This window comes from Streptomyces sp. NPDC001889 (assembly GCF_053594535.1).
In genome coordinates, this window is sequence record NZ_JBSFER010000033.1 from 19,192 (window position 1) to 41,157 (window position 21,966).

The window sequence follows — 21,966 nt, forward strand, 5'->3', positions numbered from 1 at the left end:
CGGTGTGAGGGGGAACGGCCCATCTCTACCAGGCACCCGCGGTAACAGGGAAGGGTTGCCTAAGTTGCCACCGGGGGGCACTCTCCACGGGTCGCGCGCGCGACGGTCCCCGGATCGGCCGACGCGGGTGGGCCGTTGCCGGGTACCGCCCCCGGCCGGGCGGACACGGTCCGCCCGGGGAGCTGTGAGGCACCTCACGGACCGTCTCCCTCAAGGAGCCGTGCCCGTATGGCGGCGGCGCGGCCGCGGTCGTCGGCGATGACCGGCACCGAGGCGAACCATCTGCGCTCCACCAGGGCGGCCTACGACACCGTCGCCGTCGACTACGAGCGGCTCGTCCGCGACGATCTGCGCGACAAGCCGCTGGACCGCGCGATGCTCGCCGCGTTCGCGAACTCGCGCGGAGGCCGGGCGCCGGGCCGGTCGCCGACCTCGGCTGCGGGACCGGCCGCATCACGGCCCACCTCCACGCGCTGGGGGTGAACGCCTTCGGTGTCGACCTCTCGCCGGGGATGGTCGCGGTCGCCCGCCGCACCCATCCGGGCCTCCGTTTCGACGAGGGCTCGATGACCGGGCTGGATCTGGCGGACGGCTCCCTGGGCGGTGTCGTCGCCTGGTACGCGACCGTCCACACCCCGCCGGAGCTGCTGCCGGCCGTGTTCGCGGAGTGGCGCCGGGTACTGGCCCCGGGCGGCCCCGTGCTCGTGGCGTTCAAGGCCGGGGAACGGCGCCGGCGGCTGGAGCGGGCGTACGGCCACGAGGTGTCGCTCGACGTCCACTGGACGCCCCCCGGTGTCATCGCCGGCCTCATGGGCGCGGCCGGACTCGAACCGACCGCCCGGCTGGTCCGGGAACCGGTCGGGAGCGAGCCCGGCCACGGCCGGCAGGCCTTCCTCCTCGCCCGCGGGACCGAGGAGCCGTGACGGGGCCCCTCCGCGGAAAACCGGTTCGCCGGGTTCCGGGGCGGCCTGTCACGATCGCGGTATGGCGCGCACATTCGAGGATCTGGTCGCGGAGGCCGAGACCGTGTCCGTGGACGGCTGGGACTTCTCCTGGCTGGACGGCCGGGCCAGTGAGGAGCGCCCGTCCTGGGGGTACGCGCGCACGCTGGCCGAGCGGCTGGGGCGGGTGGGCGCGGCGCTCGACATCCAGACCGGGGGCGGTGAGGTCCTCGCGGGGGTGGCGGCGCTTCCGCCGCTGATGGTGGCGACCGAGTCCTGGCCGCCGAACATCGCCCGGGCGACGGCGCTGCTGCACCCGCGCGGGGTGGCGGTCGTCGCGGACGAGGACGAGCCGCCGCTCCCGTTCGCCGATGAAGCCTTCGACCTGGTGGTCAGCAGGCATCCGGTGACCGTGTGGTGGGAGGAGATCGCCCGGGTGCTGCGGCCCGGCGGCGGTTATCTCTCCCAGCAGGTGGGCCCGGCCAGCGTCTTCGAGCTGGTCGAGTTCTTCCTCGGACCCCAGCCGCCCGCGACCCGCCGTGCACGCCACCCCGACGACGCCCGCGCCGGGGCCGAGGCCGCCGGTCTGGAGGTCGTGGATCTGCGGCCGGAGTCGCTGCGGACCGAGTTCCACGACATCGGCGCGGTGATCTACTTCCTGCGGAAGGTGATCTGGATGGTGCCCGGCTTCACCGTCGACGGTTACCGCGACCGGCTGAGGGAGCTGCACGAACGCATCGAGCGGGAGGGCCCGTTCCGCGCGCGCACGACCCGGTTCCTGATCGAGGCCCGCAAGCCCGGCGGAGTCGGTCCGTGAGCCCGGCCCGGCCGCCGCTGCCCGTCCGGGGGTCCGGACGGGCGGCGGCGGGTGCGGTGACCGGCTGTCACCGCACCCGCCGAGGCAGCCGGCGGACACCCGGGGGACCTGGCGGACACCCCGGGGGACCCGGAACCAGGGAGTTTCTTTCGGATCAGGCCGGATAGGACGGCTCAGCGGACGTCGACGTAGTCCTCGCCCGAGTTCAGGCTCTGGGTGGAGGAGTTGCCGGCGTAGCTGTAGCGGAAGGACCCATCGGCGGACGCCTTGACCGTGGTCTTCAGGTTGCCCTTCTTGTCCGACTTGATGGTCTTCAGGGTCGACCAGGTCTTGGCGCCCTTCTTCTTGAACTGGAGCTTCACCGACTGGTCGCCGTAGCCCGAGTACTTCTCGGCGGCCCAGTTGACGCGGGTCAGGGTGCCCGTGGCGGTGATGGTCTTGCCCTTCTTGACCGGCTCGGGCGAGGCGTTGACGGTCAGCTTCGCCGCGTGCGTGAAGTCGAAGGTCTTGACGTTGTCGCGGTAGGTGAAGTCGCCGTCCTTGCCGTCGGCGTCGGCGGAGACCTTCCACTTGGTGCGCAGGGCACTGGTGTCCAGGTCCAGCCACGGCATGACGGTGAAGTTCACCTTGCAGGTCGGCTTGGTGCCGGAGCCGCACGAGGCGCCGTTCACCCCGTCGGAGGAGATCCAGCCGTCCGGGTCGTCGAAGTTGGAGCCGTGCCAGAGGTTGGCGTCGGCGCCGGCGATACCGGAGTTGTCGCTGGCCGTGAAGGTCACCGAGAAGGTCTTGTCGGAGATGCCGACCACGATCGGCTTGCCGCCGTTGACCACCACGTTGGAGATCTTGGTGTCGCCGTAGGTCACATCGGGGGCGGCGAGCGCCGCACGGGCGGCGGCGGCGCTGTCCGGCTTGTCGGCCGCCTGTGCCGCCGGAACGGCCAGAGCGCTGAGGGCGAAAGCACCGGTAACCACGGCGACGGATGCACGAGTGCGCATATATATCCCAGTTCAGAGGGGGCTCCGAGACGCGACACGCGCGCCCTCTGGGTGCCCGGAGGTCTAGTGAGTCAGCCGACTCATCAAGTCCAGACATGGGGGTGAAGTGAATGGTTGCATCACTTGATGAAGATCCTATGAGTGATATTCGAAGCCGAGCGATCTTCGGGAGGCGCTCCACGAGGAAAGGACGACCGAAGACCGGCCTTATCACTCCGCGATGACCCTCAAACGTCGATTTTCAGCCACGCCGAACACCCCGAGGCGCGGCCGACCCTCCGACACGCCCATGGGCAGCACCCGGGAACACCCCTGCGAATCGCCATCAAGCCACCCATACGCGACTTCCGTTCGGAACCACCACACCACTTCTCGCCACCCCCGCCCGGCCCTCCGCCCCCGCCGGCGCATCCCCCCGGGCACCCGGCGCGCCGACCGCGCCTCCCGGGCGTGTCGCTCTCGCTCCCCCTCAACCACGGCCCGTCATCAGCGACTCCACCCACAGGGTCGTTGCATCTGAGACCCGCCCCGGCCCCAGGGGCGACCGCCGGGCGGCGCGGCGCCCCCGGGGCGGAGGGACAGAAGGGGCCACAGGTGGCGGGAACGATCCGTTGGAAGGCGTGTGACCAGTGAGTACTATGCGCCGTAGTTGATCAGTCGCATGGCGTCATCCACGGCGAATGCGGCAGCGCCGAGCCGTACTTCGCACAGAGCACTCCGCAAAGCGACCGCAACTCCGCAGATCAGATCCCCCAGCAGAGAGGTGGCCGAAGGTGGGGCCCGAGCTGACCGTTCCGCCGATCTTCTCCCCGATACCCCCCGCCATCCATCCCCGGCACGCGGCCATCGACGCCCAGACCACCGCCTGGGCCGAGGCCATCGGCATCGGCAGCGACGAGCTGCGCGCCCGGCTCGTCCGCCATGACATCGGCACCTTCTCGGCCATGATCCTTCCCGAGGGCCGCGACGAGGTCGTCTCCCTCCTCGCCGATTTCGTCCTCTGGCTCTTCGGCGTGGACGACGGGTACTGCGAGGAGAGCGACCTCGGCCACCGCCCGGGCGACCTGATCGCGGTGCTGCACCGGCTGCTGCGCATCGCGCAGAATCCCGAGACACCGCTGCTCGCCACGGACCCGCTGGCCATAGGGCTGCGCGATCTGCGCGCCCGGGTCTCCCGGTACGGCACCCACGGCCAGACCGCACGCTGGATCGACGCCCTGCGAGAGTACTTCTTCTCCGTCGCCTGGGAGGCCGATCACCGACGCGCCGGCACCGTACCCGACCTCGACGACTACACCCTGATGCGGCTGTACGACGGCGCGACGACCGTGGTCCTCCCCCTGCTGGAGATGGCCCACGGCTACGAACTCCAGCCCCATGAGCGGGACAGCCCCGCCACCCGGGCCGCCGCCGAGATGGCGTCCTTCATCATCACCTGGGACAACGACATCCTGTCCCACCACAAGGAGAGCCGCAGCTCCGGCTACTGGCTCAATGTGATCCGGGTGCTGGAGCACCACCACGGCCTGGACCCCGACCAGGCGCTGGCCACCGCCGTCTCCCAGCGCGACCGGGTGATGTGCCGGTATCTGCGGCTGCACGAGACGCTGATGGCGACCGCCAGCCCTCAACTGCGGCGGTATCTGGCCAGCCTGGCCCACTTCATACGGGGTGCCCAGGACTGGGGCATCAGCTCGCAGCGCTACACCACCCCGCACGACCCCGCCCATCTCCCCACGTCCTTCAGTGACACCCCCACCGACGACCGCGACACGCCGCTGGACATCCCGGTGGTCGCCTGGTGGTGGGATCTGCCGGTGGGGGCGCGGGGGGCGGTGGGGGTGGGGGTGGGCCGGGGGCGGCAGCTCCTGGAAACGGCCCCGGTCTGACCGGGCGGGGGCCCGGGCCCCCCGGGAGCCCCGGGGTGCGCCCCTGGCGGGCCCCGCACCTCGGGAGCCCGCACCCCGCGGGCCCAGGCCAGGGGCCGGCCCCCGAACCCCCGCGCATCGAACGCCGGCGAGGCTGGATGGCCGGAAGACCCGCGCCCCGCGGGCCCGGGTCAAGGGCCGGCCCCCCGGGGCGCAGGCCCAGGCCAGGGGCCGGTCCCCCGGGGCACGGTCAGAAGATGTCAGGGCACCACGGCCGCCTCGGGGTGCGGAAGAACTCCGCGGTGCGGGCGGCGCCGGAGTGGTGTTCGCGGAGGGTGCCCAGGGCCAGCAGGCGCGTGGGGGAGGCGTCCCCCAGATAGAGCGCCCCCAGCTCCCGCACCCCCATCGTCAGATCCGGCTCATCCGATGTCGGCCGGCACCCCGCCCCCTCCGGCGACACCTCCACCCGGAACCGTCCGTCCGCCAGCCCCAGCGGGTCCTCGATCTCCAGCACCAGGCTCCCCGAGCCGTCATAGGCCCGCGCCTCCAGGGCGCGTACGACATCGAGAATCCGCACCCACAGAAAGTCCGTCTGCGCCACCATCCGCGCCGCCCGCGGATCGGGCAGCAGCTCCGGCAGCAGATCGTCCGGTGCCCGCCGCCCCGACCGCACGGAGGTGACCCAGTCGATCGAGCAGACATACGTCCACAGCGCGCGCTCCGCCGCCGGGTTCAGCGCCACCAGGTCCCGTACCGTCAGCACATTGTCCGGCTGCTTGGCGTCCGACCACTTCCCGTCGGTGCTGTAGACGACCATCCCCTCGGCCTCGCCCGCCGCCGACCGGTACACCGCGTAGAACGGCTCCGTCCACGGCTCGCTCTGCACCTTCACCTTTCCCGTGCGCAGCTCCCACCAGCGCTCGGGGCGGCTCACCACACCGTGCTGGAAGGCCGCGAGGCCGGCGTGCACCTCCGCGCCCAGCTTGCGGGCGTCCGCCGCGTCCACCAGGTCGATGCGTCCGCCGCCGTCGGGGCCCGACCAGCGGCGGTCGAGCCCGGCCCGCGCGAGGTCGATCTCCCAGACGGCGGTGGAGGCCGCCGGGCCGAAGCCGAACCGGCCGTAGATCGGGTACTCCGCGGCGATCAGCGAGGCCACGGCGTCGCCGCGCTCCTTGGCGACCGCGAGATCGGCGTTCATGATCCCGCTGAGCAGCCCCCGGCGGCGGTGTGTCGGGGTGACGGTGACAGCGGTGACCGCGTTGGCGGACACGGTCGCGCCGCCGGGCACGGTCAGCCGCTGGGCGAAGGACCGGTACGTCGCGACACAGCGGCCGTCGTCGAAGGCGCCGATCGTGCGCGCGAGGTCCGCGTCGGCGCGGCGGATCTGTATGTCCTGTTCGGAGGGGGTCGGCGGGACGAGAAATCCGGTGCCCACCGCCCGCAGCCAGTCGGGGAATTCGGACTCGGTGACAGCACGGGTCTCAAGGCTCATACACCCACGCTAAGCACAGCCCCGTCAGAAAGTCGCGCGGATTTCCCCGACCTCGTCACCCCCGCCGAGGAGCGGCGACCGGCCGATCCGGGCCACCACCGGCGCGTCCACCCCCAGCAGCCGCAGACCGCGCGCCAGCACCGGTCCCAGCGCCCGCCCGGCACCGTCGTCGATCTTGAAGGCGAGCGCCCGGCCGTCGGGGAGCGCCACCGCCTGGACGGCCTCGGCGCCCATCTTGGAGAGGGTCCCGGGGACCTCGCTCATCAGCCAGGTGTCGGCGCGGCGGGTGCCCGCCACATACTCGGGGTGGGCGCGCATCGCGTCCGCGACCCGCCGCTCGGGGGTCCCCGGCGCGGCCAGCACCAGGGAACGGAAGCCGCGCGCCAGCCCGGTCAGCCCGATCGCCATCAGCGGGGCGCCGCAGCCGTCCGTACCGACGGCGGCCACCGGCTCGCCCGCCGCCTCCTCTATCACCGTGTGGACGAGCCTCTGGAGCGGGTGGGCGGGGTCCAGGTACCCGGCGCGGTCCCAGCCGTTGCGGGCACAGGCCGCCAGCATCGCGGCGTGCTTGCCGGAGCAGTTCATGGTGATCTTGTCGCGGGCCTTCCCGGCGGCGAGATACGCCTCCGCCTCGACCGGGTCGAGCGGCAGATCGGGCGGGGTCCGCAGCTCATCGGCGGAGAGCCCCCACTCGTCGAGCATGGTGCGGACGAGAGCGAGGTGGAAGCTCTCGCCGGAGTGGCTGGCGGCGGCGAGCGCGAGCCGCTCCCCCGCCACGTCGAGACCGGCCCGCAGCACGGCGGCGGCCTGGAAGGGCTTGTTGCTGGAGCGCGGGAAGACGGGGGCGGCGGGGTCGCCGATGGCGAGCTCCACGGTGCCGTCGGCCGCGAGGACGACCAGTGAGCCCCGGTGGTGGCCCTCGGTGAAGCCGGATCGTACGACTTCGGCGAGGACCGGGGGTATGGCGGGGGCGGCAGGGGTCATCGTCGGCCTCCAGGGCGGGCGGGGAACCCGCTTCCGGAAGGATCGCTTCAGGTCAGCAGGTCGTCTACTTGGGCTTCGCCCTCACGGTACCTGCGGGCGATCTCGGCACTGCAATCGTCGGCCATCCGCTGGAGCAGCTGACGGCGGTGCGAGACCTGCCGCTCGTAGTGGACCAGCCGCCCCATCCCGGCGTGCAGCTCCTCGTCCGTACGGGCGGTGAGATCGGACAGCTCCACATCGGCGAGCATGTCGGAGGCGAGCCGGCGGACCTCCTCGCCGCGCGGGGTGGAGAGGGTCACATGGCGGGCGGAGGTCCGGTGCCGGGAGGGCGCGTCGGCGAGGATCTCGGAGAGCCGGTCCACCACGAGCCGGTCCATGACCGGGGCCTGCGGCTGGGTGCGCCGGGACAGCTCGGCGCGGAGGATGTCGATCCGGCCGTGGAGCAGCCGCCGCACATAGCTGAGGTCCGCCTCGTCGCGCTGCGAGTCCCGGCGCAGGGTGCGCAGCTCGGGCAGGCGCAGGGCGCGCAGATCGTACGGCGGGGGGTGGGGGAGGCCGTCGGCGGTGGTGCGCTGCTGCGGCGGGCGCAACGGGTGCGGACCCCCCGGCGGACCGCCGAACGAGCCGCCGAACGGGCCGCCCAGCGGACCCTGGCCCCCCTGCGGACCCGCGAGTGGCCCCCCCTGCGGACCGCCGAGCGGGCCGCCGTGGGGGAGATGGGCCGTGGCCGTCGCGGTGGCCGTGGGGCCCCCGGGCGGCGGGAGGGCCTCGGTGGTCGCGGGCCCGGCCGGCTGCCCGGTTCCAGATGTGCTCATATGCGTAATTCCGTCCCCTCGACCGGTGCGGCACCCCGCCTTTGTGCATCGTGCCACTCCCCCGCCGTCCGACGCAGGCGCTCTGCACCCGTTCAGCCCCAGATAGGTTGGTCTGTATGCGTGCAGTGGTGCAGAGAGTCGACGGCGCGAGCGTCTCCGTCCCGGACGGAACGGGCTCCGAGACGGTCGGCGAGATCATCGGTGAGGGACTGTGTGTGCTGGTGGGGGTCACCCATGAGGACACCCCGGAGAAGGCGGCGCGACTGGCGCGGAAGCTCTGGTCGCTGCGGATTCTCCAGGGGGAGAAGTCCTGCTCGGACGTGAATGCGCCCTTGCTGGTGATTTCCCAGTTCACTCTCTACGGGGACGCCCGGAAGGGCCGCCGCCCCACCTGGAACGCGGCGGCGCCCGGCCCGGTCGCGGAACCGCTGGTGGACGAGGTGGTGGCGCGGCTGCGGGAGCTGGGCGCGCGGGTGGAGACGGGCAGGTTCGGCGCGGAGATGAGGGTCTCGCTGACGAATCAGGGCCCTTTCACCGTGCTGGTGGAGATATAGAACCGGGAGGCTTCGGGCATATGCCCGAAGCCTCCCGAATCCAGCGCGGGGGTCCCCGCCGGCCGCCAGGGCCGGCGGGCCCGGCCGCTACGGCTCGACCACCGTCTCCTGTGCCGCGGCCGTCCCGCCCGCCAGCAGCTCCGCGTCCACCGGCACGTTCCGCTTCACCACGGCCAGCGCGATCGGCCCCAGCTCGTGATGGCGGGCCGATGTGGTGACGACACCCAGCTTCCGCCCCTCCGTGCCGTCCGACGCGAGCGTGACCGGGGTGCCCGGCCCCGGCAGATGCACCTCACTGCCGTCGAGGTGCAGAAAGACCAGCCGGCGCGGCGGCCTGCCCAGGTTCTGGACCCGGGCGACCGTCTCCTGCCCCCGGTAGCAGCCCTTCTGGAGGTGGACGGCGGTGCCGATCCACCCCAGCTCGTGCGGGATGGTCCGGTGGTCGGTCTCGAAGCCGGCCCGCGGCCGGTGCCCCTCGACGCGCAGGGCCTCGTACGCCAGAATCCCGGCCGGCGGGCCCTGCGCGGCGGCGTAGGACTCCAGGTCGGCGCTGGGCAGAAAGAGATCACGGCCGTGCGCGGTCTCCCGTACCGCGACACCGTCCGGGACCGGGGCGATCGAGCCGGCGGGCAGATGCACCACGGCGATGTCGCCGGTGCGGTCGGCGACCTCGACCCGGTAGAAGAACTTCATCGACTCCAGATAGGCGATCAGCGCCTCCTGGGTGCCGGGCTCGACGTGCGCCCAGACCGTGGTGCCGTCGTCGACCAGATAGAGCGCGTGCTCGATATGGCCGTTCGCGGAGAGCACCAGCGCCTCCGTGGCCTGTCCGGCCGGGAGGTCGGTCATGTGCTGGGTGAGCAGCAGATGCAGCCAGCTCAGCCGGTCGTCGCCGGTGACGGTGAGGACACCGCGGTGGGAGAGGTCGACCAGACCGGTGCCGTCCGCGAGGGCGCGCTGTTCGCGGAAGAGGTCGCCGTAGTGCGCGGCGACACCTTCATCGGCTCCCTCGGCGGGTACGGCGCCGGGCAGGGACAGCAGAGGGCTCTTCACAGTGGCCATGGGGAAAGCCTACGACTCGGTAGTTGACGCTTCAGCCGTGCGGCCCCCGGCGCCCCCGCCACCGGCCCGGTCGGCGGTGCAGCCGCCGCAGCGGCCGTAGATCGCGAAGTGCTTGAGGTCGGTGTCGAAGCCGAAGCTGTCGCGCAGCTTGCCGGTGAACTCCGCCGCCATCTCGGCGTCCACCTCGGTCACCTCGGTGCAGTCGCGGCAGACCAGGTGGAGGTGGTGGTGGCGGTCCGCGAGGTGGTAGGTCGGGGAGCCGTGGCCGAGGTGGGCGTGGGAGACGAGCCCCAGCTCCTCCAGCAGCTCCAGCGTCCGGTAGACGGTGGAGATGTTGATCCCGGCGGCGGTCCTGCGGACCTCGCAGAGAATGTCGTCGGGGGTCGCGTGGTCGAGGGTGTCGACGGCTTCCAGGACAAGCTGGCGCTGAGGGGTCAGCCGGTAGCCGCGCTGCCGCAGATCACTCTTCCAGTCGGTGCTCACCACGCCCCCAGTGTAGGCGGGCGCCGGTCCGGAACCCCTGTCCCGGACCGGTCCGCTTCGGCGGGGGGTCTACTTGAAGAAGGCGATGCCGTCGTCCGGGAGGTCACCGATGTCCTTGGCCCAGGACTCGACCTGCTCGGGCGTGACGGTCTTCTTCAGATGCGCCGACATGTACGGCCGCAGCGGCACCTCGGGGGTGGACTTCTCGCCCACCCACATCAGGTCGCCCTTCACATAGCCGTAGAGCCGCTTGCCGCCGCTGTACGGGCCGGAGGCCGCGGTGCGGGCCACGGCGTCGGTGACCAGGTCGATCTGCGGCTTCTGGTCGGCCAGCTCGCCGTACCAGATCTCCACGACGCCCTGGTCGCGGACCATGACGACCTCGACCTTGCGGTCCTTGTCGACGCGCCAGTAGCCGTGCTCGCTCTCCAGCGGCCGGACCTTGTTGCCCTCGCTGTCGAGGACCCAGCTGTGCGAGGCGTACTCGACGAAGTCCCGGCCGTCGTGGCTGAAGGTCACGGACTGGCCGAAGTTGCACTTCTCGGCGCCGGGGAAGTCGGAGACACCCGCGCCCTCCCAGGTTCCGAGGAGGAAGGCGAGGGGGACGAGGTCCGGATTGAGGTCGGACGGAATCTCGATCATGAGCAGCTCTGGCGATCTGTAGGTACGTCGGCTGGGGCGCGCCGTCCGGCCGGGTGGGCCCTTCGGCGGTGGTGGGGCGGTCCCGCGCTCTGGCCCGTGGCTAGCGCTGGCCCTGGTACAGCTTCTTCACGGTCAGCAGGGCGAAGGCGGCGACGCCGATGCAGACCAGGACCAGCAGGGCTTCGAAGAATGCCGTAAGCACGGGGTGCTCTCCTCGGATCAGCGGTGGGCGATTCGGTGATCGGGCGGATCGGTGAATCGGTGAGACGGAGTCCGGGCCCCAGCCTAATGGGTGGGGGCCCGGCCATCGCTGTGAGGTCCGGCGCCGCACGGCCCCGGAGGGTGTGGCGCCGGGCCGGCCCGGCCCGGGGGGCCGGTTCCGGAGGACGGCCGTCCGGGGGAAACGGCCGTCCGGGGGAAGGGGACGGCGGCGGCCGGGGGCGCGGGGGCGCGCATTACAGTTCGGTCATGGCGAAGAAGCTCGTGATCAAGGTGACCGCAGGCGCCGACGCGCCCGAGCGCTGCTCGCAGGCCTTCACGGTGGCGGCCGTCGCCGTGGCCAGCGGGGTGGAGGTGTCGCTCTGGCTCACCGGTGAGTCCTCGTGGTTCGCGCTGCCGGGCCGGGCGGCCGGCTTCGAGCTTCCGCACGCCGCGCCGCTGCCGGATCTGATCGCGTCGGTCCAGGCGGCCGGGGTGATCACGGTGTGCACCCAGTGCGCGGCGCGCCGGGACATCACCGAGGCGGATGTGCTCGACGGCGTGCGCATCGCCGGGGCGCAGGTCTTCGTCAGCGAGATCATGGCGGACGGCGTGCAGGCTCTCGTCTACTGACGCGCGGCACCGCCCGCGCCTCCATGCCTTCCCGCCACCACCGGCCACCACCGGCCGGCGGCTACGGCCGGCGGTCGTCCGTGCCGCCAGTGCTGCCGGTGTCACCGGAGTCGCCGGTGTTGCCGGTGTTGCCGTCCGTGCCGCCGCTGCCGCCCCGGCGCTTCCCGTCCAGTTCGTCCCACCAGGCGTCCGATGTGGGGTCGCCCGAGGGGTCGTCCCACCAGCGGTCGTCGGGGCCCCGGCGATTGGCGACGATCGCCGCGAACGGCGGGATGACCATGGCGACCACACACATCGCGATGGCCGCCGGGACCGACCAGAGGCGCACCAGGGCCCAGGCCGACACGAACAGGACCAGGCACCCGCCCATCAGCAGGAAATAGGCACGCCGACGCCGTGCGTACATGTCTCCAGAGTACGGCGGCGGGCGGCGCGCGGCCGGGCACGACCGAAGGGCCGCACCCCCCTTCCAGTGGCGTCCAACCCCCGGGGGTGCGGCCCTTCGGCCGTTCGGGTGACCGCGAGGGTCACACGGCGATCGCGGTGCCGGCGCTCAGACCGCGATCGCCACTTCCGCCAGGCCGCCCGTCTGCGCGACGACGGTGCGGTCCGCGGTGCCGCCCGGCACCAGGGCGCGTACGGTCCAGGTGCCCTCGGCCGCGTAGAAGCGGAACTGCCCGGTCGCCGAGGTCGGAACCTCGGCCGTGAACTCGCCCGTCGAGTCCAGCAGCCGGACATAGCCGGTGACGGGCTCGCCGTCGCGGGTCACCTGCCCCTGGATCGTCGTCTCACCGGGCTTGATCGTCGAGGCGTCGGGGCCCCCGGCCTTCGCTCCACACATACAGCTCTCCAATGGTTCCGTGGTTCGGGGGTTGCTTCGCTGGGGTTACTTGGCGGGGCCGAGCTCGATCGGCACGCCGACCAGGGAGCCGTACTCGGTCCAGGAGCCGTCGTAGTTCTTGACGTTCTCGACACCGAGCAGCTCGTGCAGGACGAACCAGGTCAGGGCCGAGCGCTCACCGATGCGGCAGTAGGCGATGGTGTCCTTCGCCAGGTCGACCCGCTCGTCGGTGTAGAGCTTCGACAGCTCCTCGTCCGACTTGAAGGTGCCGTCGTCGTTGGCGTTCTTGGACCACGGGATGTTGCGGGCGCTCGGCACGTGGCCGGGGCGCTGCGACTGCTCCTGCGGGAGGTGCGCCGGGGCGAGCAGCTTGCCGCTGAACTCGTCGGGGGAGCGCACGTCGACCAGGTTCTGCGCGCCGATCGCGCTGACGACATCGTCGCGGAAGGCGCGGATGGCGGTGTTCTGCGGCTTCGCCTTGTACTGGGTCTCGGCGCGGGCCGGCACGGCGTCGACCAGGTCGCGGGAGTCGAGCTCCCACTTCTTGCGCCCGCCGTCGAGGAGCTTGACGCTCTCGTGGCCGTAGAGCTTGAAGTACCAGTAGGCGTAGGAGGCGAACCAGTTGTTGTTGCCGCCGTAGAGCACGACGGTGGTGTCGTTCGCGATGCCCTTGGCGGAGAGGAGCTTCTCGAAGCCCTCCTGGTCGATGAAGTCGCGGCGGACCGGGTCCTGGAGATCCTTGGTCCAGTCGATCCGGATCGCGTTCCTGATGTGGTTCTTCTCGTACGCCGAGGTGTCCTCGTCGACCTCGACAATGGCGACCTGCGGATCGTCGAGGTGGGCCTCGACCCAGTCGGCGTCGACCAGGACGTCGCTGCGGCTCATGCGGTTTCTCCTCCGGGGCAGTGTGCGGCGGGACGGTGCGGGAGAGGCTGCGCGGATACGCGTCAGGAGCGGCGTACCGCACGGGGACGGCCCTGATCAGAGGTCGAAGGGCCAGGGAAGGGAGAGCGGGGCTCTCGCTCAGACGGCGCGACAGAGCATGGCGGCGACGCGGCACAGGTCGACTGCCCGCCGCTTCGTGAGATCCGCCTGTCGCTGCTTCATGCGTCCGATCGTAGGGACGGATCGGGCGCTATGTCACCGGCGTGTCGAATACTGAGACACGATCGTCCGCCATATGACACGGAAGAGGGTGCGGACCGCCGTCGCGGCACCCGCCGGCGGCTCGTCCGGACCCCTTTCTGCCCATCGGACAGGCCCGTCTCACCATGCGGCCATCCGAGGAGTGCCGGGGCTCCGCGCACTCTTCTGTAGTGGACGTTCCATCCAGTAGATTCGGGAGGATGCAGACCAGGACACGCCGGCGGACCGCAGCGGGAACCGGACCGGAGGCCGGTGACGACACCCCCGGCACCCGGGAGCGGATCGTCCGGGCGGCCTCCGCCCTGATGCAGCGCCAGGGGTACGACGGCACCGGGATCAAGCAGATCTCGCAGGAGGCCGGCGCCACCCTGGGCTCGGTCTACCACTTCTTCCCCGGCGGCAAACAGGAGCTGGCCGTCGCCGCCGTGCACCGGGGCGATGAGGAGTTCTCCGACATCCTGCGGGAGGTCCTCGGCGAGGGGGCGGACCCCGCCGAGGCGGTGCTCGCCCTCGCCCGGACCCTCGCCGACGGGCTGAGCGCCTCCGAGTGGACCGAGGGCTGCCCGGTCACGGCCACCGCCCTGGGGACCGCCGGGCGCCTCCCGGACATCCAGCGGGCCGCCGCCGGGGCCTTCGCCCGCTGGGAGGAGGTCGTCGCCGAGCGGCTCCGGGCCTCCGGCCTCCCCGAGGAGACCGCCGCGGACCTCGCCACCACGGTCGTCAGCACCCTGGAGGGCGCCGAACTGGCCGCCCAGGTCTCCCGGAGCACCCGGCCCCTGCTGCTCGCGGGAACGCACCTGGCCCGGCTGATCACCCTCCACCGGCCCGATCCGGAAGAGACTCCCTAGCCGGCCAGCGCGACATCCCTGCCCGTGCCGGTGATCCTCAGCCCGTCCTCGGACAGCTCCAGACGGTCGAGCCTGATCCCGGCGGGCATCCCCTCGATCTTCAACTCCAGGTCCACCGCCTGCCGCAGCGCCTTCCCGAAGCCCTGGACCGGCAGCTCCGGCAGGCCGTCGGCCGTCAGCCGCAGGGTGTTCCCGCCGGTCAGTTCGACCGTGCTGTACGCGGATATGGTGCGGCCCCCGAGCGCCCCGGCGACCGCGTCCGGCACCGGGACTCCCGCGCCCTTCACCACATCGGCCAGCGGGCCCTCCAGCTTGACCTGGCCCTTCGCCGCCCGCTCGGCACCCGCCCAGCCGATGGTGGCGCCCTCGGGGGCGGCCTTGCCCAGAGCCTCGTACGAGATCCGCGCGGAGCCCTCGGCGCGCCCGGCGACGGCGGAGTCGTACCCGCTGCCGACGGTCACCCCGGTCAGTCCGGCGCGGACCTCGGTGACCTCCACCGAACGGCCGCCCGCGTTGGCGGTGATGCCGGAGAGGCTGATCCCGACCTCGTCGAGACGCCGGTCCATGACCTGGGTCAGGAACGGGAAGCCCTTGATGGAGACCTCCGGGGTGGAGGGCAGTCCCTGGCTGTCGCGGATCTTCCCGGCCGCCTCGGACTCCGCGAAGCTGACCGCGATCCGGTCGAGGGCGGTGAAGAGGACGCCGAGGACCACGGCGATGATCAGCGTTATTCGCAGTGCACGCATTGCCCGGTGTACCCCACTCTGGTCGGTTCGCCCGCGCCCCCCTCAGCCGGCCGGGGGCTCCCGGACGACGGCGCCCTGTCCGTTACTGATCGACGTCCGGGCGGCGTCATTGGTTCCTGGGAGCCCCGTGGCGGGCGGGTCGACGGCGCGGCTCACGCCCCCGGGAGCAGGGCCCGGCCGAGGAGGTAGACCGCGGGCGCGGCGGCGGTCAGCGGCAGGGCCACGCCCGCCGTGAAGTGGACGAACCGGGAGGGGTAGTCGTAGCTGGCGACCCGCAGCCCGACCAGCGCGAGCGCCCCCGCCACCAGGCCCGGCAGCCAGCCGTCCGAGCCGAAGGAGGTCATGCCGCCCGCGGCGAGGCCCGCGCCGGCCCCCGCGAGCAGGGAGAACACCACGGAGCCGATGGCGGGCAGCGGCAGCGCGCGCGCCACGGTGGCGCCGGCGACCGCGATCCCGCCCACGATCACGGCGTCGTCGGCCGCGGCGAGGTATCCGGCCGCGAGGATGGTGAGCGCGGTGGAGGCCACCGTCGCCATCAGCCCCTGCATCCGCTCGTCCGAGCCCGCGGCGCTGCGGAGCTGGAGCACCAGGACGATCAGCACCCACACACCGAGGGTGCCGAGGATCGCGGCGGGCGCGTTCTCCCGGCCGACCCCGAGCAGCACGGCGTCGGCGGCCAGGCCGCCCGCGAAGGCGAGCGCGATGCCCTGGCGGGCGGGCCACATGCCGTTCAGCCGGAACCATCCGGCGGCGGTGACGGCCTGGAGCAGCACGAGCGGGACGAGCAGACCGTAGGTGCCGAGGGCGGCGCCGCCCGCGAGGAGCAGGCCGAGTCCGGCGGTCAGCGCGGCGGGTTCGATGCCCGGCGGGATGATCGGCGAACGGCCCTCGGCGCGGGCCCGCTGGGCGTCGGTGACCCGGGTGTTCCCCCCGGTGGTGGGGGTGCTGTAGCCGGCGGCTCCGGGCGCGGGCGCCGGCCCGGCGGGCTCGTGCCGCCGAGGGGTCTCGGCGGGCAGCGGGCGGGCAGCGCCCGGGAAGGGGCCCGGGGCGGGGGCGGGGCTCTGTCCGTGGCCGTGGACCGGGGGGAGGTACGCGGTCTCCTCGGCGGCGGGCGGGGGCGGGGGCGCGGGGGCGAACCGCTCCGGCGGTATGGCCGGCTGGTAGGCGGTGTCCCAAGTCTCGCCCTCCCAGGTCTGCGCGGCGACGTCCTGCTGCGGCACGGGGGGCTGCGAGTACGCCTGCGGGGCGTACTGCCCCTGCTGTCCGTGCTGTCCGTGCTGGCCCTGCTGGCCCTGCTGCCCGCCCTGGTACTGGCTCTGGTGCGGGCTCTGGTGCGGGTGCGGGTGCTGCGGTCCCGGGTACGGGCCCTGGTGCGGGTCGTCGTACGGCCCCTGGTACGGCTGCTGCCCCTGCGGGTACCGCGGATACTGCTGATCGCTGCTCATGCTGTGTGGTTCACCCTCCTGCGAACGGCGGGAGCACCTCGACCGTGCCGCCCTCGGCAAGCCGTACGGTCTCATGGTCCCGGGTGCCGACGGGATCGCCGTCGACGAGGAAAGAGCACCGGAGGAGCACACGCGTCAGCTCCCCGGGGTGGCGTTCCCGCACGGCGGCGAGCGCCTCGGCGAGCGTGCCCGCGCGGTACGGCTCCTCCGATGTCCCGGCCGCCGCCTTCGCCGCGGCCCAGTAGCGGATCGTCCCCGCCGGCATGCGCGACTCCCTTCGTCGGCATCCATCATGAGCCATGCGCGGAGGGCTCCCGGTCGGCCAGCCACTGGGCGATACGGGCGAGCAGCAGGTCACCCGCGGCATTTCGGGCCTCGTCGCGGACGTAGGGCGAGTGCCCCATCCCCGGCTCCACCCAGAGTTCGGCGGGGCCGGCCGCCGCGAGCATCCGGGGGTGGTCGAGGGGGAAGTACGGATCGCGTTCGCCGTGCACGACGAGCAGCGGGGTGGGGGCGATCAGCGGCACGGCGCCGGCCGGGGAGAGCGGGACCGGGTCCCAGGCGCGGGTGTCGACGCGGGTGCGCAGCCCGTACCGCCCCACGGCCCGGCCCAGGGGGCTGCTGATCACCCAGTGGACCCGCCGCATCGGGGCCGTACCCCGGTAGTACCAGCGGGCGGGGGCACTGATGGAGACAACGGCGTCGGTATGCGCCGCTCGCACCCCGGCGCGTGCTTCCGTGCGCCCCTGAACTCCTCCGGTCCCGGTGAACCGGCCCGGCGCGTGGAGTGCCGCGTGGCGCAGGGCCACCGAGCCGCCCATCGAGAAACCGACCGTCACCACCCTGCTGTGACCGAGAGCACGCGCCCAGCCGACGGCGGCGGCGAGATCGAGCACCTCGCGGTCGCCGACCGTGGAGCGGCCCGATGAGCCGCCGTGGCCCCGGAAGGAGAACGTCACCACCGCCGCACGCTGGGCGAACACCCCGGCGGCGCGGCGCAGGGCGGGCCGGTCCAGGGAGCCGGTGAAGCCGTGCGCGACAACGACGGCGGTGCCGGGCGGGCCCTCGGGGCCGGGGTGGTACCGGGCCTCGATCCGTACGCCGTCCGAGGTGATCAGGGTGGTACGGGTAGATTTGTCCCGTGAGTCGTGTGGGACCGGAGAGGCGTCCACAGTGTGAAATCGGCCCTCTGGCTCAGAACGCATGTGAGCTATTCTGCTCGGAAGAGGATCCGGGCGACGCAGCCCCCGGGTCCTTTTGTGTTTCCTGGCTGTTGTTACAGACAGGTGAACCAACCGTACGAAGCAGGGCCGCAGCACCACGTCCTCGCAGGGACCGAGGAGGAACCGACGTTATGGGTGAGCGAACCGTGCACAACCTCAAGACGACGACGACCCGGGCACAGGCAGGTGGGGTTCGATGAGCTCTCTGCTGCTGCTGACCAACGCCCTCCAGCCGTCCGCGGAGGTGCTTCCCGCGCTCGGACTGCTTCTGCACAGCGTGCGGGTGGCCCCCGCCGAGGGCCCGGCGCTGGTCGACACCCCCGGCGCCGATGTGATCCTGGTCGACGGCCGCCGCGATCTGCCGCAGGTGCGGTCGCTCTGCCAGCTGCTGCGGTCCACCGGCCCCGGCTGTCCGCTGATCCTGGTGGTGACCGAGGGCGGTCTCGCGGCCGTCACCGCGGACTGGGGCGTCGACGACGTCCTCCTGGACACCGCGGGCCCCGCGGAGGTCGAGGCCCGGCTGCGGCTGGCCATGGGCCGCCGGCAGATCGGCGCGGACGACTCCCCCATGGAGATCCGCAACGGCGATCTCTCGGTGGACGAGGCGACCTACAGCGCGAAGCTGAAGGGCCGGGTCCTGGATCTGACCTTCAAGGAGTTCGAGCTGCTGAAGTATCTGGCGCAGCACCCGGGGCGGGTGTTCACCCGGGCCCAGCTCCTCCAGGAGGTCTGGGGGTACGACTACTTCGGCGGTACGCGCACGGTGGACGTCCATGTGCGGCGGCTGCGCGCCAAGCTCGGCCCGGAGCACGAGTCGCTCATCGGAACCGTACGGAATGTGGGATACCGCTTCGTGGTGCCGGAGAAGGCGGAGCGGGAGGCGGCGGAGGCGGTCTCCGCGATCGCCCGTTCGGAAGAGGCCTCCGAGCAGCAGAAAGCCGCCGTACGGCCTGCCCAGAGGTAGGTCACCACGCGTAGACTGCCGCGCGTGGCCAAGGTGACGCGGGACGATGTGGCGCGGCTGGCGGGTACGTCGACCGCCGTGGTCAGCTATGTCATCAACAACGGACCCCGGCCGGTCGCACCGGCCACGCGCGAGCGCGTACTCGCCGCGATCAAGGAGCTGGGGTACCGCCCGGACCGGGTGGCCCAGGCGATGGCGTCGCGGCGGACCGACCTCATAGGCATGATCGTTCCCGATGCCCGGCAGCCCTTCTTCGCGGAGATGGCGCACGCGGTGGAGCAGGCCGCGGCCGAGCGCGGGAAGATGGTGCTCGTCGGGAACTCCGACTACCGGCGCGAGCGCGAGGTCCACTACCTCCGCGCGTTCCTCGGGATGCGGGTGGCCGGGCTGATCCTGGTGAGCCAGGGGCTGACCGAGCAGGCCGCGCAGGAGATCGAGGCGTGGGACGCGCGGGTGGTGCTGCTGCACGAGCGCCCCGAGGCGATCGACGACGTGGCGGTGGTGACGGACGACATCGGCGGCGCCCAACTGGCGACCCGCCACCTCCTGGAGCACGGCAACGCGTATGTCGCCTGCCTCGGCGGCCCGGAGTCGACACCTCCGGTCGGCGACCCGGTGACCGACCATGTCGAGGGCTGGCGGCGGGCGATGCTGGAGTCGGGGCGCCCGGTGGAGGGGCGGCTCTTCCAGGCGCCCTTCAACCGGTACGAGGCGTACCAGGTCGCCCTGAAGCTGCTGGCGGGCCCGGAGCGCCCGCCGGCGATCTTCTGCTCGACGGACGACCAGGCCATCGGGGTGCTGAGGGCGGCGCGGGAGCTGCGGATCGATGTGCCGGGGGAGCTGGCGGTGGCGGGCTTCGACGACGTGAAGGAGGCCCACCTCACGGACCCGCCCCTCACCACCGTCTCCTCCGACCGCCCCGCGATGGCCCGCGCGGCCGTCGACCTCGTCCTGGACGAGAGCCTCCGTCTGGCGGGCTCGCGCCGGGAGCGGGTGCGGCAGTTCCCTTCGGGTCTGGTGATCCGGAGGTCGTGCGGCTGCGGGTAGCTCCGCTCGCCGGCGGGGGTTCCTCCGGCACGGCGCGGGGGTGCGAGGGCTGGTGGTGCGGTGGTGCGGGGGTGCGGGGGCTGGTGGTGCGGGGGCTTGTGGCGCGGGGCTGCGGGGGCTTGTGGCGCGGGGCGCGCGCGGGGTCCTGTGCCACAGGGTCCGCCTTCGGACGCCCGGCGGGCCGGGTGGTTCAGCCTCGCCGGCGTCCGGTGCGCGGGGAGCCCGCGCGCAGCGGGGGGCCTCGGTGAGGCTCAGGCATCCACCGGGCGCGGCTCGCGGCGCATCACCCAGAGGGTCGGCCCGCCGCCGGGGAGTTCCGCCTCACCGAGCACCGTGAAGCCGAAGTGCTCGTAGAAGGGGAGGTTCTCCGGCTTGGAGGACTCCAGATAGACCGGCATCCCCTCGGCGTCGGCCTTGGCGAGCCCGGAGCGCAGGAGGGCCGCCCCGTGCCCCTGCCCGCGCGCCGCCGGGTCGGCCCCGACGACGGCGAGGTACCAGTGCGGCTCCTGGGGCGCGTGCTCGACCGCCGCCTCCACGGCCTGCCGGAACAGGGACGCCCGGTCGCCCAGGATGTCCATCAGCTCCGCGATGGTCTCCGCGTCGGGAACGGCCTGCGCACCCGGCGGCACCCAGAACGACGCGGCGGACGCGGTGCGCTCGCAGGCGCCGTGGCCGACGTACTGCCGGGCGAAGATCGTGCCGAAGTAGCGGTCCATCCGCGCCTCGCGCGTGGCGGCGTCGGGGAAGAACCAGCTCATCATCGGGTCGTCGTGAAAAGCACGGGCCAGGGTGCGGCTGATCAGCGAAGTGTCGTCGATCGTCGCCGGGTTCGGTGTATTGGTCATCGACATACGGGTCATTCTGCACCCCGCGATGATCTTCATGGGAGCGGGGTCGGATTGCGGGGAGGGGTCTGCGGCGCGGGGGCCGCCGGGCCCTGCTGAGCGCGGGGGCCGGGGGCCGGCCGGCCTGACACCCGGTCCCTCCGGCGGTTGAGGAGCGGGAGGTCCGGGTGCGGGCCCCCGAACACGCCGGCGGGGCCGGGTCTCGTGGCTCGGGCCGCCCGGCGAGGGTGAGACCGACCGGACCGGGGTCCCGCGGCCCGCGAGCGGAACGAACCCGCACCACGAGCCCCCGCAGCCCCCCGCCCCCTCTTATCCGGGGCCTACAGACTTCTGGCCCGGTTCTTACGGGCACCTCAGACTCCTCTCATCTGCCGCCGGGACAGTCGTACCCATGACGGACTACTACCGCGAGCAGCCGCAGCAGCAGCCCTCCCACCCGCAGGCGTACGACACGGCCTACCCGCCCCCGCCCGCCCAGCCCCCGCAGACGCACCGGGCGCGGGCGAAGCGGCCCGTCGGGCTGTTGCTCACCGTCGCGATCGTGGCCGCCACGATCGGGGGCGGGGTCTCCGCGCTGGTCGACCGGGCCGGGGGCGGGGAGAGCGCGGGAGCCGGCGGCGGCGGGATCAGCGGGACCAATGTGGCCAGCTCCAGCGCGGGCACGGTCGCCGGGGTCGCGCAGGCCGTCATGCCGAGCATCGTCGAGATCAAGGCGGGGGGCGCCTCGGGGCAGTCCACCGGCTCCGGGGTGATCATCAGCGCGGACGGCGAGATCATCACCAACAACCATGTGATCTCGGGCGCCGGCACCGTGCAGGTCGGGCTCAGCACCGGCAGGACGTACACCGCCGATGTCGTCGGCACCGACCCGGGCAAGGACCTCGCCCTGGTCAAGCTCCGGGGGGCGAGCGGCCTCAAGCCCGCCGCGCTCGGCGACTCAGGGAAGCTGACGGTCGGCGAGGAGGTCGTCGCCATCGGCTCGCCCGAGGGGCTGACCGGGACCGTGACCAGCGGCATCGTCTCCGCGCTCGACCGGGATGTCACCGTCGCGAAGGAGCCGGAGCAGCGCCAGCGGCCCGACGCCGGGTGGCCCTTCGAGTTCGGCGGACAGGAGTTCAACGGCGACACCGGCGACTCCAGGACCACGTACAAGGCCATCCAGACCGATGCCTCGCTCAACCCCGGCAACTCCGGCGGTGCGCTGATCAACATGCGCGGCGAGATCATCGGGATCAACTCCGCCATGTACTCGCCGAGCGCCTCCGGCGGCGCCGGCGCGGGCAGTGTGGGGCTGGGCTTCGCCATCCCCGTCGACACCGTCAAGGGTGTCCTCGGCGACCTCCGCGACGGTGACGGCTGACCGCTCCGGGCGCGTGC

General features: G+C 72.7%; 24 protein-coding genes and 2 pseudogenes. 10 read left to right on the plus strand and 16 right to left on the minus strand.

The window, feature by feature from the left end; translation table 11 throughout:
- Positions 1-228 precede the first annotated feature (228 nt).
- The 3 genes and pseudogenes from ACWCRA_RS31510 (at position 229) to ACWCRA_RS31520 (ending at position 1,758) form a co-directional block, all read left to right on the plus strand.
- The gene (locus ACWCRA_RS31510; RefSeq protein WP_451069188.1) at positions 229-483 is read left to right on the plus strand and encodes a hypothetical protein; all 255 of its coding nucleotides are present in this window, start codon (positions 229-231) and stop codon (positions 481-483) included.
- Positions 372-923 (plus strand): annotated as a pseudogene (locus ACWCRA_RS31515) (class I SAM-dependent methyltransferase); the annotation flags it as partial. The gene ACWCRA_RS31510 and the pseudogene ACWCRA_RS31515, both read left to right, overlap by 112 nt.
- A 61-nt stretch (positions 924-984) precedes the next feature.
- Positions 985-1,758: a methyltransferase domain-containing protein gene (locus tag ACWCRA_RS31520; protein ID WP_451069189.1), complete on the plus strand. Its 774-nt coding sequence runs from the start codon at positions 985-987 to the stop codon at positions 1,756-1,758.
- A gap of 173 nt (positions 1,759-1,931) precedes the next feature.
- Here ACWCRA_RS31520 and ACWCRA_RS31525 read toward each other — a convergent pair whose 3' ends face one another.
- Positions 1,932-2,753, minus strand: a complete 822-nt coding sequence (locus ACWCRA_RS31525) for a calcium-binding protein (RefSeq protein ID WP_351558365.1) — start codon at positions 2,751-2,753, stop codon at positions 1,932-1,934.
- Between the two features lie 773 nt (positions 2,754-3,526).
- Between ACWCRA_RS31525 and ACWCRA_RS31530 the strand changes: the two genes are divergently transcribed.
- Positions 3,527-4,642, plus strand: a complete 1,116-nt coding sequence (locus ACWCRA_RS31530; protein ID WP_351558363.1) for a selina-4(15),7(11)-diene synthase — start codon at positions 3,527-3,529, stop codon at positions 4,640-4,642.
- A 229-nt stretch (positions 4,643-4,871) separates the two neighbouring features.
- On the opposite strand, the gene ACWCRA_RS31535 is transcribed toward ACWCRA_RS31530, so the two are convergent.
- From ACWCRA_RS31535 to ACWCRA_RS31545, 3 genes are read right to left on the minus strand one after another with little or no spacing between them, the layout of a single operon-like run.
- Positions 4,872-6,113 carry a GNAT family N-acetyltransferase gene (locus ACWCRA_RS31535; protein ID WP_451069190.1) on the minus strand — a complete coding sequence of 414 codons (1,242 nt, stop codon included), beginning with the start codon at positions 6,111-6,113 and terminating at the stop codon, positions 4,872-4,874.
- A 24-nt stretch (positions 6,114-6,137) separates the two neighbouring features.
- Positions 6,138-7,097, minus strand: a complete 960-nt coding sequence (locus ACWCRA_RS31540; RefSeq protein ID WP_351558361.1) for an asparaginase — start codon at positions 7,095-7,097, stop codon at positions 6,138-6,140.
- Between the two features lie 47 nt (positions 7,098-7,144).
- Positions 7,145-7,912 carry an RsiG family protein gene (locus tag ACWCRA_RS31545; RefSeq protein WP_351558359.1) on the minus strand — a complete coding sequence of 256 codons (768 nt, stop codon included), beginning with the start codon at positions 7,910-7,912 and terminating at the stop codon, positions 7,145-7,147.
- A 116-nt stretch (positions 7,913-8,028) separates the two neighbouring features.
- On the opposite strand from ACWCRA_RS31545, the gene dtd reads away from it, so the two are divergent.
- Positions 8,029-8,466: a D-aminoacyl-tRNA deacylase gene (dtd, locus tag ACWCRA_RS31550; protein ID WP_351558357.1), complete on the plus strand. Its 438-nt coding sequence runs from the start codon at positions 8,029-8,031 to the stop codon at positions 8,464-8,466.
- Between the two features lie 87 nt (positions 8,467-8,553).
- On the opposite strand, the gene ygfZ is transcribed toward dtd, so the two are convergent.
- From ygfZ to ACWCRA_RS31565, 3 genes are all read right to left on the minus strand, one after another.
- Positions 8,554-9,519, minus strand: coding sequence for a CAF17-like 4Fe-4S cluster assembly/insertion protein YgfZ (ygfZ, locus tag ACWCRA_RS31555; protein ID WP_451069204.1), 966 nt, complete (start codon positions 9,517-9,519; stop codon positions 8,554-8,556).
- An 18-nt stretch (positions 9,520-9,537) separates the two neighbouring features.
- Positions 9,538-10,014 carry a Fur family transcriptional regulator gene (locus ACWCRA_RS31560; RefSeq protein ID WP_351558583.1) on the minus strand — a complete coding sequence of 159 codons (477 nt, stop codon included), beginning with the start codon at positions 10,012-10,014 and terminating at the stop codon, positions 9,538-9,540.
- A 66-nt stretch (positions 10,015-10,080) separates the two neighbouring features.
- Positions 10,081-10,653 (minus strand): FABP family protein, encoded by a 573-nt coding sequence (locus tag ACWCRA_RS31565; protein WP_351558585.1) that lies wholly within the window; start codon positions 10,651-10,653, stop codon positions 10,081-10,083.
- Between the two features lie 468 nt (positions 10,654-11,121).
- Here ACWCRA_RS31565 and ACWCRA_RS31570 point away from each other — a divergent pair, with 468 nt between their 5' ends.
- Entirely contained in the window at positions 11,122-11,484 is a 363-nt protein-coding gene (locus ACWCRA_RS31570) for a DsrE family protein (protein WP_351558587.1), read from the plus strand.
- Positions 11,485-11,638: 154 nt separating this feature from the next.
- Here the strand turns inward: ACWCRA_RS31570 and ACWCRA_RS31575 are convergent.
- The 4 genes and pseudogenes from ACWCRA_RS31575 to ACWCRA_RS31590 all read right to left on the minus strand — a co-directional run.
- Positions 11,639-11,890 (minus strand): annotated as a pseudogene (locus tag ACWCRA_RS31575) (DUF3099 domain-containing protein); the annotation flags it as partial.
- Positions 11,891-12,037: 147 nt separating this feature from the next.
- A complete protein-coding gene (locus ACWCRA_RS31580; protein WP_054232391.1) occupies positions 12,038-12,325 on the minus strand; it encodes a DUF1416 domain-containing protein in 288 nt (95 codons plus the stop codon).
- A gap of 45 nt (positions 12,326-12,370) precedes the next feature.
- Positions 12,371-13,210 (minus strand): sulfurtransferase, encoded by an 840-nt coding sequence (locus ACWCRA_RS31585; protein ID WP_351558589.1) that lies wholly within the window; start codon positions 13,208-13,210, stop codon positions 12,371-12,373.
- 138 nt (positions 13,211-13,348) lie between these two features.
- Positions 13,349-13,432 (minus strand): putative leader peptide, encoded by an 84-nt coding sequence (locus ACWCRA_RS31590; RefSeq protein ID WP_350807544.1) that lies wholly within the window; start codon positions 13,430-13,432, stop codon positions 13,349-13,351.
- Positions 13,433-13,671: 239 nt separating this feature from the next.
- Between ACWCRA_RS31590 and ACWCRA_RS31595 the strand changes: the two genes are divergently transcribed.
- Positions 13,672-14,319: a TetR/AcrR family transcriptional regulator gene (locus ACWCRA_RS31595; protein ID WP_351558591.1), complete on the plus strand. Its 648-nt coding sequence runs from the start codon at positions 13,672-13,674 to the stop codon at positions 14,317-14,319.
- Here the strand turns inward: ACWCRA_RS31595 and ACWCRA_RS31600 are convergent.
- The 4 genes from ACWCRA_RS31600 to ACWCRA_RS31615 form a co-directional block, all read right to left on the minus strand.
- Entirely contained in the window at positions 14,316-15,065 is a 750-nt protein-coding gene (locus ACWCRA_RS31600; protein ID WP_351558593.1) for an LmeA family phospholipid-binding protein, read from the minus strand. The genes ACWCRA_RS31595 and ACWCRA_RS31600 overlap by 4 nt on opposite strands.
- Before the next feature lie 152 nt (positions 15,066-15,217).
- On the minus strand, positions 15,218-16,510 hold the full coding sequence (locus ACWCRA_RS31605) for a hypothetical protein (RefSeq protein ID WP_451069191.1): 1,293 nt from the start codon (positions 16,508-16,510) through the stop codon (positions 15,218-15,220).
- 10 nt (positions 16,511-16,520) lie between these two features.
- Entirely contained in the window at positions 16,521-16,775 is a 255-nt protein-coding gene (locus tag ACWCRA_RS31610) for a MoaD/ThiS family protein (RefSeq protein WP_351558597.1), read from the minus strand.
- 25 nt (positions 16,776-16,800) lie between these two features.
- Positions 16,801-17,715, minus strand: a complete 915-nt coding sequence (locus ACWCRA_RS31615; protein WP_351558599.1) for an alpha/beta hydrolase family protein — start codon at positions 17,713-17,715, stop codon at positions 16,801-16,803.
- A gap of 214 nt (positions 17,716-17,929) precedes the next feature.
- On the opposite strand from ACWCRA_RS31615, the gene ACWCRA_RS31620 reads away from it, so the two are divergent.
- Together ACWCRA_RS31620 and ACWCRA_RS31625 are read left to right on the plus strand one after the other, a co-directional pair.
- Complete coding sequence (locus ACWCRA_RS31620; RefSeq protein WP_351558601.1) at positions 17,930-18,697, plus strand: response regulator transcription factor; 768 nt, start codon at positions 17,930-17,932, stop codon at positions 18,695-18,697.
- Between the two features lie 24 nt (positions 18,698-18,721).
- Positions 18,722-19,744, plus strand: a complete 1,023-nt coding sequence (locus ACWCRA_RS31625; protein ID WP_351558603.1) for a LacI family DNA-binding transcriptional regulator — start codon at positions 18,722-18,724, stop codon at positions 19,742-19,744.
- Between the two features lie 251 nt (positions 19,745-19,995).
- Here ACWCRA_RS31625 and ACWCRA_RS31630 read toward each other — a convergent pair whose 3' ends face one another.
- Positions 19,996-20,604: a GNAT family N-acetyltransferase gene (locus tag ACWCRA_RS31630; protein WP_351558621.1), complete on the minus strand. Its 609-nt coding sequence runs from the start codon at positions 20,602-20,604 to the stop codon at positions 19,996-19,998.
- A gap of 376 nt (positions 20,605-20,980) precedes the next feature.
- Here ACWCRA_RS31630 and ACWCRA_RS31635 point away from each other — a divergent pair, with 376 nt between their 5' ends.
- The gene (locus ACWCRA_RS31635) at positions 20,981-21,949 is read left to right on the plus strand and encodes a S1C family serine protease (protein WP_451069192.1); all 969 of its coding nucleotides are present in this window, start codon (positions 20,981-20,983) and stop codon (positions 21,947-21,949) included.
- Positions 21,950-21,966 lie beyond the last annotated feature (17 nt).

Bases quoted from the DNA above. Each gene is read 5' to 3' on its own strand.
- ACWCRA_RS31510 (WP_451069188.1), top strand. From the start codon at position 229: ATGGCGGCGGCGCGGCCGCGGTCGTCGGCGATGACCGGCACCGAGGCG.
- ACWCRA_RS31520 (WP_451069189.1), top strand. From the start codon at position 985: ATGGCGCGCACATTCGAGGATCTGGTCGCGGAGGCCGAGACCGTGTCC.
- ACWCRA_RS31525 (WP_351558365.1), bottom strand. From the start codon at position 2,753: ATGCGCACTCGTGCATCCGTCGCCGTGGTTACCGGTGCTTTCGCCCTC.
- ACWCRA_RS31535 (WP_451069190.1), bottom strand. From the start codon at position 6,113: ATGAGCCTTGAGACCCGTGCTGTCACCGAGTCCGAATTCCCCGACTGG.
- ACWCRA_RS31540 (WP_351558361.1), bottom strand. From the start codon at position 7,097: ATGACCCCTGCCGCCCCCGCCATACCCCCGGTCCTCGCCGAAGTCGTA.
- ACWCRA_RS31545 (WP_351558359.1), bottom strand. From the start codon at position 7,912: ATGAGCACATCTGGAACCGGGCAGCCGGCCGGGCCCGCGACCACCGAG.
- dtd (WP_351558357.1), top strand. From the start codon at position 8,029: ATGCGTGCAGTGGTGCAGAGAGTCGACGGCGCGAGCGTCTCCGTCCCG.
- ACWCRA_RS31565 (WP_351558585.1), bottom strand. From the start codon at position 10,653: ATGATCGAGATTCCGTCCGACCTCAATCCGGACCTCGTCCCCCTCGCC.
- ACWCRA_RS31570 (WP_351558587.1), top strand. From the start codon at position 11,122: ATGGCGAAGAAGCTCGTGATCAAGGTGACCGCAGGCGCCGACGCGCCC.
- ACWCRA_RS31580 (WP_054232391.1), bottom strand. From the start codon at position 12,325: ATGTGTGGAGCGAAGGCCGGGGGCCCCGACGCCTCGACGATCAAGCCC.
- ACWCRA_RS31585 (WP_351558589.1), bottom strand. From the start codon at position 13,210: ATGAGCCGCAGCGACGTCCTGGTCGACGCCGACTGGGTCGAGGCCCAC.
- ACWCRA_RS31590 (WP_350807544.1), bottom strand. From the start codon at position 13,432: ATGAAGCAGCGACAGGCGGATCTCACGAAGCGGCGGGCAGTCGACCTG.
- ACWCRA_RS31595 (WP_351558591.1), top strand. From the start codon at position 13,672: ATGCAGACCAGGACACGCCGGCGGACCGCAGCGGGAACCGGACCGGAG.
- ACWCRA_RS31600 (WP_351558593.1), bottom strand. From the start codon at position 15,065: ATGCGTGCACTGCGAATAACGCTGATCATCGCCGTGGTCCTCGGCGTC.
- ACWCRA_RS31605 (WP_451069191.1), bottom strand. From the start codon at position 16,510: ATGAGCAGCGATCAGCAGTATCCGCGGTACCCGCAGGGGCAGCAGCCG.
- ACWCRA_RS31610 (WP_351558597.1), bottom strand. From the start codon at position 16,775: ATGCCGGCGGGGACGATCCGCTACTGGGCCGCGGCGAAGGCGGCGGCC.
- ACWCRA_RS31615 (WP_351558599.1), bottom strand. From the start codon at position 17,715: ATGCGTTCTGAGCCAGAGGGCCGATTTCACACTGTGGACGCCTCTCCG.
- ACWCRA_RS31620 (WP_351558601.1), top strand. From the start codon at position 17,930: ATGAGCTCTCTGCTGCTGCTGACCAACGCCCTCCAGCCGTCCGCGGAG.
- ACWCRA_RS31630 (WP_351558621.1), bottom strand. From the start codon at position 20,604: ATGACCCGTATGTCGATGACCAATACACCGAACCCGGCGACGATCGAC.
- ACWCRA_RS31635 (WP_451069192.1), top strand. From the start codon at position 20,981: ATGACGGACTACTACCGCGAGCAGCCGCAGCAGCAGCCCTCCCACCCG.